Origin of the sequence: Streptomyces sp. NPDC058632 (assembly GCF_042717095.1) — a bacterium.
In the GTDB taxonomy this organism is placed as follows: Bacteria; Actinomycetota; Actinomycetes; order Streptomycetales; family Streptomycetaceae; genus Streptomyces.
On the sequence record NZ_JBHXQZ010000150.1, the window covers coordinates 1 to 11510 of the forward strand.

10 protein-coding genes and 1 pseudogene are annotated in these 11510 nt (G+C 71.7%); 5 read left to right on the plus strand and 6 right to left on the minus strand.

All coding sequences use genetic code 11. From position 1 onward, the window contains the following. Positions 1-57: 57 nt before the first annotated feature. On the minus strand, positions 58-1428 hold the full coding sequence (locus tag ACFWVE_RS33680) for a dipeptidase (protein ID WP_384022643.1): 1371 nt from the start codon (positions 1426-1428) through the stop codon (positions 58-60). A 233-nt stretch (positions 1429-1661) separates the two neighbouring features. On the opposite strand from ACFWVE_RS33680, the gene ACFWVE_RS33685 reads away from it, so the two are divergent. Together ACFWVE_RS33685 and ACFWVE_RS33690 are read left to right on the plus strand one after the other, a co-directional pair. Beyond that, entirely contained in the window at positions 1662-3017 is a 1356-nt protein-coding gene (locus ACFWVE_RS33685) for a geranylgeranyl reductase family protein (protein ID WP_384022646.1), read from the plus strand. Positions 3018-3343: 326 nt separating this feature from the next. Continuing rightward, positions 3344-3577 (plus strand): annotated as a pseudogene (locus tag ACFWVE_RS33690) (LuxR C-terminal-related transcriptional regulator); the annotation flags it as partial. On the opposite strand, the gene ACFWVE_RS33695 reads toward ACFWVE_RS33690, so the two are convergent. Further along, positions 3538-3807, minus strand: coding sequence for a DUF6332 family protein (locus ACFWVE_RS33695; protein WP_384022649.1), 270 nt, complete (start codon positions 3805-3807; stop codon positions 3538-3540). The pseudogene ACFWVE_RS33690 and the gene ACFWVE_RS33695 overlap by 40 nt on opposite strands. A gap of 122 nt (positions 3808-3929) precedes the next feature. Between ACFWVE_RS33695 and ACFWVE_RS33700 the strand changes: the two genes are divergently transcribed. Next, complete coding sequence (locus ACFWVE_RS33700) at positions 3930-4316, plus strand: MarR family winged helix-turn-helix transcriptional regulator (protein WP_384022652.1); 387 nt, start codon at positions 3930-3932, stop codon at positions 4314-4316. Here the strand turns inward: ACFWVE_RS33700 and ACFWVE_RS33705 are convergent. Together ACFWVE_RS33705 and ACFWVE_RS33710 are read right to left on the minus strand one after the other, a co-directional pair. Then, a complete protein-coding gene (locus tag ACFWVE_RS33705; RefSeq protein WP_384022655.1) occupies positions 4303-5076 on the minus strand; it encodes a maleylpyruvate isomerase family mycothiol-dependent enzyme in 774 nt (257 codons plus the stop codon). The genes ACFWVE_RS33700 and ACFWVE_RS33705 overlap by 14 nt on opposite strands. 71 nt (positions 5077-5147) lie before the next feature. Next, entirely contained in the window at positions 5148-6335 is a 1188-nt protein-coding gene (locus ACFWVE_RS33710; protein ID WP_384022658.1) for an MFS transporter, read from the minus strand. A 470-nt stretch (positions 6336-6805) separates the two neighbouring features. Here ACFWVE_RS33710 and ACFWVE_RS33715 point away from each other — a divergent pair, with 470 nt between their 5' ends. Then, positions 6806-7459 carry a hypothetical protein gene (locus tag ACFWVE_RS33715; RefSeq protein WP_384022661.1) on the plus strand — a complete coding sequence of 218 codons (654 nt, stop codon included), beginning with the start codon at positions 6806-6808 and terminating at the stop codon, positions 7457-7459. Between the two features lie 117 nt (positions 7460-7576). Next, positions 7577-8302, plus strand: a complete 726-nt coding sequence (locus ACFWVE_RS33720) for a class F sortase (protein ID WP_384022664.1) — start codon at positions 7577-7579, stop codon at positions 8300-8302. An 80-nt stretch (positions 8303-8382) separates the two neighbouring features. Here the strand turns inward: ACFWVE_RS33720 and ACFWVE_RS33725 are convergent, their stop codons facing one another. Both ACFWVE_RS33725 and ACFWVE_RS33730 read right to left on the minus strand, forming a co-directional pair. Continuing rightward, positions 8383-10068 (minus strand): cellulase family glycosylhydrolase, encoded by a 1686-nt coding sequence (locus ACFWVE_RS33725; RefSeq protein WP_384022667.1) that lies wholly within the window; start codon positions 10066-10068, stop codon positions 8383-8385. Between the two features lie 170 nt (positions 10069-10238). Further along, complete coding sequence (locus ACFWVE_RS33730) at positions 10239-11339, minus strand: GDSL-type esterase/lipase family protein (protein WP_384022670.1); 1101 nt, start codon at positions 11337-11339, stop codon at positions 10239-10241. Positions 11340-11510: the final 171 nt, after the last annotated feature.

Genomic DNA, 11510 nt, shown 5'->3' on the forward strand with positions numbered 1-11510 from the left:
GCCCGGAACCACGTCCCGGGCCGGGCGTCGCACCGCGGCCGGGCCGCGCGGGCGGGATCAGCCCGTGGGCTCGGCCGCGGCCGCGTAGGTGCGCAGGAACAGCGCCTCCGTGACCGAAAGCCGCTCCAGCTCGTCGGGCGAGACGCTCTCGTTCACCGCGTGGATCCGGGCCTCCGGCTCGCTCAGGCCGATGAGCAGGATCTCCGCCTGCGGGTAGAGGGCCGCGAGGGTGTTGCACAGCGGGATGGAGCCGCCCTGCCCCGCGCAGCTCATCTCCTGGCCCGGGTACGCGACCGCCATCGCGTCGGCCATGGCCCGGTAGGCCGGGCTGCTGGTGTCGGCGCGGAACGCCTGTCCCTGCCCGATGTGCTCGGTGCTCACCCGCGCGCCCCACGGCGTGTGCGCCTTCAGGTGCGCCTGGAGCAGCTCGGTCGCCTCGGCCGCGTCGACACCCGGCGGCACGCGCAGGCTGACCAGCGCGCGGGCGCTCGCCTGCACGGACGGGGTGGCGCCGACGACCGGCGGGCAGTCGATGCCGAGGACGGTGACGGCCGGGCGGGCCCAGATGCGGTCGGCGACCGTGCCGGAGCCGATCAGCTCCACGCCGTCGAGGACCTTGGCGTCCTTGCGGAACTGCTCGTCGTCGTACTGCAGCCCGTCCCAGGTGCTGTCGCCGGTCAACCCGTCGACGGTGGTGCTGCCGTCCTCGGCGCGCAGTGAGTCCAGGACGCGGACCAGGGCGGCCAGGGCGTCGGGTGCGGCGCCGCCGAACTGGCCCGAGTGCAGGTTGCCTTCAAGGGTGTCGACGCGCAGCCGTACGAGCGTCATGCCGCGCAGGGTGGCGGTCACTGTCGGCAGACCGGCACGGAAGTTGCCGCTGTCGCCGATGACGATCGTGTCGGCCGCCAGCAGTTCGGGGTGCTGCTCGGCGTACCGCTCCAGGCCGCCGGTGCCCTGCTCCTCCGAACCCTCGGCGATCACCTTCACGTTGACGGGAATGCCGCCGTTCGCCTTGAGCGCGCGCAGCGCCAGCAGGTGCATGATCACACCGCCCTTGCAGTCGGCGGTCCCGCGCCCGTACCAGCGGCCGTTCCGCTCGGTCAGCTCGAACGGCGGGGTGTCCCAGCCGGCCTCGTCCAGGGGCGGCTGCACGTCGTAGTGGGCGTACAGGAGCACCGTCCTGGCGCCCTCGGGACCGGGGAGGCAGCCGTACACCGACTGCGTGCCGTCCGGGGTGTCGAGGAGGGCCACGTCCTGGAAGCCCTCGGCGGTGAGAGCATCGGCGACCCAGCGTGCGGCGCCCTCGCTCTCGCCGCGGGGGAACTGGTCGAAGTCCGCCACCGACCGGAAGGCCACCAGTTCGGCGAGCTCCTCCTTCGCCCTGGGCATCAGTGAGGCGACGGTCATGGCGACCGGATTCGACGACATGGGCACGCTCCTTGTGGGTGCGACGTTGTACGGGTGCGTACGTTCGTGGGCGAGACGATCGTGGAGCACGGGTGATGTCCGGTGTACGGGGCACCCATGCCGCACGATCCTCCCACAGCGGCCTCGAATGATCGTCGCCGTAGTATGCGGTGGACAGATGGGGGCACCCCCTGCTCGATTGAAGCCGGGAGCTGGGGGGAGGCAGGCGGCTGGATCGGGAGCAGTAGACCATCGTGAGCAGCGAGAACTCTTCGGCGGACGACGCGCGGCAAGTATGGGACGTCGTGGTGGTGGGCGCGGGACCCGCGGGGGCCTCGGCCGCCTACGCGGCAGCGGTCGCGGGGCGGCGCGTGCTGTTGCTGGAGAAGGCGGAACTGCCGCGTTACAAAACGTGCGGCGGCGGCATCATCGGCCCCTCGCGCGACAGTCTGCCACCCGGCTTCGAGCTTCCGCTGAAGGACCGGGTGCACGCGGTGACGTTCTCGAACAACGGCCGCTTCACCCGCACCCGCCGGTCCCGGCAGATGCTGTTCGGGCTGATCAACCGGCCCGAGTTCGACCACCAGCTGGTGGAACACGCGCAGAAGGCCGGCGCCGAGGTGCGCACCGGCGCCACCGTGCAGCGGATCGAGCAGCACGGCCCGGCCGTACCGGACCGCCGCACGGTCGCCCTCGTCCTGCAGGGTGGCGAGACCGTGCTCGCACGGGCGGTGGTCGGCGCGGACGGCAGCGCCGGCCGCATAGGAGCACACGTCGGGGTCAAGCTGGACCAGGTGGACCTGGGCCTGGAGGCGGAGATCCCGGTGCCGGAGACCGTCGCCGAGGACTGGAAGGGGCGGGTGCTCATCGACTGGGGCCCGATGCCCGGCAGTTACGGCTGGGTTTTCCCCAAGGGCGACACACTCACCGTCGGTGTGATCTCCCGGCGCGGTGAAGGCGCCGCGACCAAACGGTACTTGGAGGACTTCATCGGACGGCTCGGTCTCGCCGGCTTCGAACCGAGCATCTCCTCCGGTCACTTGACCCGATGCCGGGCGGACGACTCGCCGCTGTCGCGCGGACGGGTGCTCGTGTGCGGGGACGCCGCCGGGCTGCTGGAACCGTGGACCCGTGAGGGCATCTCGTTCGCGCTGCGCTCGGGCCGGCTGGCGGGGGAGTGGGCGGTACGCATCGCCGAGGCCCACGACGCCGTGGACACCCGTCGGCAGGCGCTGAACTACGCCTTCGCGGTCAAGGCGGGACTCGGCACCGAAATGAGCGTGGGCAAGCGGATGCTGGCCGCGTTCGAGCGGCGCCCGGGGGTGTTCCACGCCGTCCTCACCGGCTTCCGGCCCGCCTGGAACGCCTTCCGTGACATCACCCGCGGTTCGACGACCCTCGGCGAGCTGGTCCGCACCCATCCGCTGGCCCACCGCGCCATGATCGCGCTGGACCGGCGTCCCGCGGGCGGCGGCTCCGGCGCCGCGGACAGGCCCGGTGCGGGGGACAGTCCCGGGACCGGAGGCGGGTCCGGGGGCGGGTCCGGGGCCGGGGGCAAAACAGCGGCCGGAGGAGCGTCCGAGGCCGGGGGCACGTCCGCCGGTTCGTGACCGTGATCCGGAAGGCCGGGTGGTCGGGGGGCGATGCGGCGCAGTTCCTCGGCGGAGGAGCCGGGACCCACTCCGCCGAATCTGTCCGGGCGCCGGCCAACCGTGCGGGCCGGTGTTCCTGACGGTGGCCGTGGCCTGCTTCAGCGCGGCCGCCATCGGCCACCGCCATGCGGGGTGGGCGGCAACGGGAACCCTCTGGGCAGGGCATCTGCTGCTCGCCTCGCTGCTGTACCGGTGGCTGTCACCGGCCGGCGACACCGCTGCCTCCTGGAGCGAGGAGATCGTGATCGCCGCCTGGGCGGTGGCGGAACCGGCCAGGACCCGCGGAACCGACCGCCGCCGACGCCCTGTTCGACCTCATCGGGCGGGAACGGGAGGTGACGGCGCTGGTCGGCATCGGCCTGACCGATGAGGAGATCGCCCGCCGCCCGGTCGTCAGCCCGCTCACCTCCAAGACCCACGCAGGCCGCACCATGGTCGAACTCGGCGCCCGCGACCGCGCCCGACCGGTCGTCCCGGCCTACGAGTCGGGCCTGGTCCGACCTGGTCGGCTCGGTTGATCCGGCGCACGGAACCGCATCAGCACACTGATCACCCGAACGAGGAAGAGGACCGGCGCAAGCGCCACCCCGGCGCCGAGCAGCAGCCCTTCGACGGCATCAGGGAGAGTGAAGAGCAGCGCCGGACCCGCCGCGGCGCCGAAGACGACCGCAGCGGCGAACGCCGCGCTGCACAGCGCGTAGCCGATCTCGACGGTGATCGCATCCCGCTCGGCCTGAGTCCGTCGCACCCACAACTCCCCACCTGTGTAACCTGCTTGGTCTTCCCGGAGTCAAGCAGCCCCGGGTCCGGGCGGGCAAGGAGCGCCAAGCGCGTACGCGGCGTGGGCGGCGTGCCTGCTACGGTGCGGCCATGGCGGCGAAGCAGGTCGAACAGGCGCTCGTGCAGCAGTGGCGGGACATCCTGGCCCTGCATGCGCGCACACAGTGCGAACTCGACCGTGCACTGCACGAACACGGCCTGTGCGGCAGCGACTTCGAAGTCCTCGACATCCTCGCAGGCGCGCTGCGCGGCTGTTCCTACCGCGTCCAGGAGATCGCCGAGCGCGTCCACCTGAGCCAGAGCGCGCTGTCCCGGCTGATCGCCCGCCTGGAGCGGGAAGGACTCGCCGAACGGGGCTTGTGCGCGGAGGACCGGCGGGGCGTGCGGGTCTCGCTGACGGCGAAGGGGCGCGCGCTGCACGGCGACGTACTGCCCGTGCAGCGCGCGGTGCTGACCCGGATGCTCACGCGCGACTGACCCGGGGCCCCCGGGGAGGGGAAGCCAGGACCACGGCGGACGTGTCCTGCCAGAGCGCGGCGAGGTCCGGGTCGCCCGACACGGCCGGCATCGGCAGCCGGTTCCACAACGCGAGGTACAACTGCCCGGCCGGGCCGGAGAGTTCGCACTCGGCGTCCCCGGGCGCGTCCCGCGTGGTCACGGGCGGCTCCGGGGACAGCCGTACGGTCCACACCGCGTCGGCGTCCGTCACCCGCACCCGCAGGACGCGCGGCACTTCGGTACGGACCCGGCTCCTGGGACGGGCGTGGAAGCCGCGCAGCAGTTCGTCGATGCCGTCCACCGCGAAGTCCGTGGCGACCGGCGCCGGAGTGCCGCCGCGCGCCGCCTCCGCGTCGAACCGGTGCACCGCCGTCTCGTGTGCCTGACGGCGGGCCCAGAAGGCCAGGGCCGAGGTCGGCCCGGGCAGAAAGGTGAAGCACTCCACGTCGGGAGCCGCACCCGAGAGGGTGTCGACCAGCCCGTGATGACCTTCGCGGTACCAGGCCATGAGCTCGGCGCCGTCCAGCTCGGGAGGGTCGCCCACCGGACGGGGCCGGACACGCCGGTCGGCGACATGGGCGGCGGCCCACCGGTGCACCACGCCGGTGTGCCGGACCAGGTCGCGTACCCGCCACTCGGGGCAGGTCGGCACCTCGCAGTCCGGGCCGGCCTCCTCTGCGGCGTCGGCCAGCAGCCGGCCCTCTGCGTCCAGGATCCCTACGAACCAGGAAACGTCCATGAGAAGGAGTGTGCCGTACGCGGCCGCGGCCGGTGGAGTGAACGCGTGGCAGGCCATCCCTTGGTCAGAGGTCACGCCGGGTCCGCCTCGCGGGTTGCGAGCCCGATCACCGTGGCCACCGCCGCGAGTACCGCCACGCTGGTCAGGGCGGCCGGAAGGCTGAACCAGTCCGCCATGAACCCGATCGCCGGCGGACCGAGGAGCATGCCGCCGTACCCCAGGGTGGACGCCGTGGCGACACCACTCGGGCCGGCGAGCGCGCCCGCGCGTTCGATGGCCACCGGGAAGAGGTTGGCGAGGCCGACGCCGGTGACCGCGTAGCCGAGCAGAGCCCCCTCCAGCGAGGGCGCGAGCGCGCCGAGCAGCATCCCGGCGGTCGCGGTGGTACCGCCCACGACCAGGGTCCGGGTCCTGCCCAGCCGCTCGAGCAGCGTCGTACCGGTGAGCCGCCCGATCGTCATGGCGAGCGCGAAGCAGGAGTACCCGAGGGCCGCGACGCCCGGTGAGGCGCCGAGGTCCTCCTCCAGATGCAGCGCGCCCCAGTCGGCCAGGGCCCCCTCACCGTACGCGGTGCAGAGCGCGATCAGGCCGAAGACGATCACCAGCATGCGCGTACGGCCGTCCAGCCGGCGCGGGCCGCCCTGCTCGGTCCGCCCGGCGTACTTGCCCCGCCCCGGACCGTGGTCCGCGGGGCCCGGCGGCTCGATCCGCATGAGCATCCGCCCCGCGACGGCGGTCACCACCAGGCCGATCGTCGCGAGTCCCCACAGGTGCCGGGTGGGTGAGAGGGAACCGGCGACCAGGGCGCCCAGTCCCGCGCCGACCATGCCGCCCAGGCTGAACGCGGCGTGGAAGCTCGGCATGATGGGGCGCCGCAGTGCGGCCACCAGCTCGACGGCCGCACTGTTGAAGGCGACATTGATACCGCCGTAGGCCGCGCCGAACACCAGGAGTACGGCGCCGAGTGCGAGCGCGGAGTGAGTGAGCGGCGGCAGCCCGACACTGAGGCAGAGCAGGACCGCGCAGACCACGGTGACGGGGTGACTGCCGTAGCGGCGGCACAACCGGCCGGTGAAGACCATCGTGACGACGGCCCCGGCGGAGACCCCGAGCAGGGCGAGCCCCAGCCCGCTCGCGGAGGCGCCGGTCTGCTCCTTGACGGCGGGAATGCGCACGACCCAGCCGGCGAAGACGAAGCCGTCGAGGGCGAAGAAGAGGGTCAGGGCGAGACGGAGGCGGGCGAGGTCGGAACGCGGCACGACACTGTGCGAGCGGAATTTGTTTATTGGCGGCACAAAGTGAGGCTAAGTGGGCTTCCGGGGCAGGGGCAAGCAAGGGGCCGTCGGTTGTGAGCTGTCGGTCGGGGTCCGGCGGCCACGCTCCTTCGGTGATCCAGAACAGGCCGACCATGGCCATGTGCGTCTCCAGCGGCATCGTGCGTGCGGCGTCGGGCAGCGCCAGTCGGTCCGCCGCTCCGTCGGCGAGGATTTCCCACCCCCTTCCGCTTCCCCGGACGCGGAGGGTCGGCAGAGCGTTCCGCTTCCGGGGCGGACTCGGTCCGTGCGGCACGGGAGAAGGCGTCGATACCGCCGTGGGAGTGGCTCTGTAACCCGTGTGAACGCCTCGAATGGTGGGAGTCGGATCCATGGCTGACGGTAGATCACGTCGGGCCCGGTCCATGTGTTGACGTGGGGTCAGCAGCCGAGGTCACCGACGGAAGGATATTCGGATGCGCTCTGCCCGCATGCTGCTCGCCACCGCGACGGCCACCGCGGCCCTCGTGGTCTCGGCGCCCACAGCCTTCGCCACCCCGATGGGTGACGGGGAGCACGACAAGTCTTCCTACAGCAAGGAGCACGAGGAGGACAGCAGCCACGACAAGCCGAACGGCGGAATCCACACGGGCGGCGGTGCCCTGGCCGCCGTGGGTGAGGACGGCTGGAACGGCGAGCACGACAAGGAAGAGTCGAAGGACGAGTCGAAGTACGAGGACGAGGACAAGAAGAAGGACTGGGACAAGGACAAGGACGAGAACAAGGACGAGAACAAGGACGAGGACGAGGACAAGAAGAAGGACTGGGAGCACGGCAAGCCCAGCGGCGGCGTGCACACGGGCGGTGGCGCCCTGGCCGCCGTGGGTGAGGACGGCTGGAACGGCGAGCACGACAAGGAAGAGTCGAAGGAGGAGTCGAAGCACGAGGACAAGCACGAGTACGGGGGCAAGAAGGACTGGGAGCACGAGAAGCCGAGCGGTGGCGTGCACACCGGCGGTGGCGGGCTCTCCGACCCGAGTGTCTCCGGCGGCGGCCTGGCCGCGCTGGCGGTTCTCGGTGCCGGCGCCTACGCGCTGCGGCGCAAGAAGGCGTCCGGAAGCGTGGCCTGAGCCATGCCTGGCGCCATAGCAGACGGGGCCGCCGGACACGCGTCGCGTGTCATGGCGGCCCCGCTCGCCCTTTCGCCTCCCGTTTCCGCTGCCGCGTCCGAATGAGGTGGTCCCCCGATGGCAGCCCGCCCCCCTTCCTCCGTCCACACCGATCAGGCCCCGGCGCGGCGGAGGCTGCGCGCCGTCATGACGGCGATCTTCTGGGGTACGGCAACCCTGGTGCTGGCGGTGAGCCTGCTCGGCGGCAGGGAGGATCCCCCCGCTGACACCCTCGGCACGCACGCCCCTCCCGCGGCCTCCACCACTGCTTCCGCCTCCGCTCCTCCTTCTGCCACCGCCACGCGTCCTGAGCCAAGCCGTTCCGCCGCGCCCCGGTCGACCGGCACGTATCTGCCGCGGTCCGCCCCGACCCGGTTGCACATCCCCGACATCGACGTCGACGCGCCCTTCACCGATCTCGCCATCGGCGCTTCGGGCCAGCTCGACGCGCCGCCCCCGGACGACACCAACCTGGTCGGCTGGTTCGCCGACGGAGCGTCCCCGGGGGAGCGCGGAACATCGATCATCGCCGGACACGTGGACACGAAGACCTCGGCCGCGGTGTTCGCCCGGCTCTCCGAACTCGAGAAGGGCGACCGTTTCGAGGTGGAGCGGGCCGACGGGCGTGAGGCGGAGTTCGTGGTCGATCACGCGGAGTCGTTCGCCAAGGAAGACTTCCCCGACGAGCGCGTCTACGCCGATACGGACGATGCCCAGGTCCGGCTCATCACCTGCTCCGGGGACTACGACCGCAAGGCCAAGGACTACACCGAGAATCTGGTGGTCTTCGCCCACCTGGTCTGACGCACACGGACCGGTCGGGTCGACTCGCATGGATCGCTGCCCGGAAGGGGATAAGGACACCCTTCCGGGCAGCGCGTTCGTCAGGCCGTGGTGCAGACCGACCCGTTGAGGGTGAACGCCGACGGACTGGGGTTGCCGCCCGTCGTGGTGGCGGTGAAGCCGAGGGTGACGGAGCCCGCCGCGGGGATCGACGCGGTGTAGGGAGCCGAGGCGACACCGACCTCGGAACCGGTCTGGACGGGTGTGCCGCCCCACATGTTGGTGATGCGCTGGGGGCCGGGGAAGGTCCAGTTCAGCGTCCAGCCGGCGACCGCCGAACTGCCGGTGTTGCGGATGATCACCTCGCCCTGGAATCCGCCGGGCCACTCGTTCGTCACCCGGTAGGCGACCGCGCAGGCGCCCTGGCTCCCGCCGGAGGACGTGGTGACCGTCACCGTGCCGGAGCGCGACGAGCGGTTGCCGGCCGCGTCCCGGGCGTACACGGCGAACGTGTAGGAGGTCTCGGGAGAGAGGCCGGTGAGGGTGGCGGAGGTGCTTGCGGTCGTGGTGGCGACCGTTTCCCCGCCGTCGCCGATCCGGACGACGTCGTAACCCGTCACTCCGTTCTCGTCGGTGGCCGCCGCCCAGGAGAGCGTGGCCGACGACGAGGTCACAGCTGAGGCGGCCGGCGTGCCGGGCGCGGTCGGGGCCGTGGTGTCACCGCCCGATCCGGAGGAGTAGATCTCGGCCTCCTCGGAGGTGGCGGCAATGCCGTTGGCACCGTTGAAGAGGCGCTGCCCCCAACCGGTCAGCTGGTCCGGGTCGAAGTTCGTGACCATGTCCAGGTACTCGACCCCACCGCCGTTGCCGCTCCAGGACCAGCCGAGGTAGCCGAGGCCGAGCTGTTGGGTGACGGCCAGGATGGCGTCCTCGTCGGGGTTCCCGTCCGAGTGGTCGTGGCCGAACTCGCCGACCACGAGGGGGAGCCGTGCGGAGACGAAACGGCCCAGGTAGTCGCTGATCTCGGCGGCGGTGTCGAAGACGCCGTACATGTGGATGGAGAACACCGTGTTGGCGTCCGGATCGGCGGCGAAGACCGAGGCGGCGTTGTCCCGCATGGTGAACGCCCAGTCCTGGCCCCAGTTGGGGGCGTCGACCATCAGGGTGTGGTCGAAGCCCGCGTTGCGCAGCTTCTGGATGGCGGCCTTGGTGTCGGCCGTCCAGTTCGCGTAACCGGTGTTGCCGTAGGGCTCGTTGCCGATGTTGACGACGACGTGGTCCTCCTGGCCGGTCAGCGCGCTCCGGACGCCGATCCAGTAGTCGGCGGCGCGGGAGAGGGTGACCGCTCCGCTCTGCTCGCCGTAACCGGTGGTGTCGTGCACCTCGAGGACGCAGATCAGCCGGTTCTGCTTGCACTGCGCGACGACGTTCGCCACGTCGGCGGTGTCGTCGGCGGCCCACCGGTCGCCGCTGGAGAGGACCACACGTACGGTGTTGGCGCCCTTGGCCTTGATGTGCGCGAGGGAACCGATCCGGTCCGCGTACCAGGTGTGGGCGTGGTTGACCCCGCGCATCACGAAGTCGTTCCCGGAGGCCTCCAGCAGCCGGCCGTTCTCGACACGGAAGCCGGTGGGAGCCGCGTGCGCCGGGGTGCCCAGGGCGAGGAGGGGGAGCAGGAGACCCAGGAGAGCGGTGAGCAGACCGGCTGCACGGGGGAGTGCGGTGATACGGGGAGTGGGGGGCGGGACGGGGGGTGCGTGGGTGGGTGTGGGCGGGCGGGCTCTCATGGCGGCTCCAGAGGGGCGATTCGGGTGATACGAGTGATGTGGGGGTCGGGTCGGTCCCGGTGCTGGTGCGTGTCCGTGCCGTGGTTCATGGGGGAGCGTCATCCGTGCCGTGGATGGTGCGTGCGTCGGCGTGAGGGCTGTACCGGGGAGTGCTGTACGTGCGCCGTGGGTCAGGAGGTTGCAGTGGCCGTGCAGTCGACGGTTGCCGCCGGAGCCCCGGACGTTGCCGGGACGCCGGCGATGAAGCCGAAGGAGGTGCTCGCGCCGGGACCGAGGGTGCCGTTCCAGCCCGCGTCGGTGACGGTCGCCGTGCCGTCGGCGGCGGTGCCGAGCGTGCCGCCCCATACCTGGGTCAGCCGTGCGCCGGCGGCCGGTGCGACCGTCACGGTCCAGCCGGTGAGCGCGACGGCGGAGGTGTTCCGTACCGTCACCTCGGCCTGGTAGCCGCCCGGCCAGGTCGAACCGGCCAGGAACGACGCGGTGCAGGTGGCGTCGTCACCGGGGTCGCCCGGATCGCCGGGATCACCCGGGACGCCCCGGTCGAGGACGTCCGCCAGGGCCGGATACCAGCGGGCGGCGATCTTCTCGTTGCCGGCGTCGCCCGGGTGTACGCCGTCGTAGGTGTCGGTGGCCGTGTCGAAGCCCGTCCACTGGTCGACCACGGTCACCGGCGAACGGGTGGTACTCGTCTCCGCGGCCCACCCCGGAATCCGCGCGTTGAAGTCGACGACGCGCTGGGCGCAGCCGGTGCAGCCGGCGGGGTTCATCGGAATGATCTGGGCGACCAGGAGCCGTGTGTCCGGGTTGGCCGTCCGCATCTGCGTCACCAGCTTGGTGTAGGCGGCGAGGATGCGGTCGGGAGGGATACTGCTCCAGACGTCATTCGTACCGAAATGCATGACAACGATGTCCGGCCGACTCGCCGTCAGCCGTGCGGGCAGCAGGTCCTGGTCGGCGACGTTGGTCACCAGCTCGCCGCCGTGGCCCTCGTTGTCACCGTCGTACGCCACGCCGCAGCCCTGGCCCGGCAGGGTGCCGACGAAGTCGATGTCCGTGTGGCCGGCGTCCCGCAACCGGTTCCACAGCAGGGCCCGCCAGCAGCCCGGTGAGCCGGTGATCGAGTCGCCCAGCGGCATGATGCGGACGGGGGCCGCGTCCGGTGCCGCGGCCGCGCGCGGGGCGAGGGGGAGAGCGAGGGTGAGGCCGAGCGGGAGGAGCAGGGCGGTCAGCACGAGCAGGGCCCGTAGCGGTAAGTGGTCGATGACGCGCATGGTATTCCCTTCCCTGAATGAGGTGGGAGCGCTCCCATGGGGACATCAAGCCACTTTTGTCGGTAACCCGTCAAGAGGCGGGGGTGAGGGAGTGCGAGGCCATATGGGGGTGGGGCGCCGGGGGGCCCCCCCCACAACGCCCCGGCGGGCGGTACGCTAGGAGAATAACAA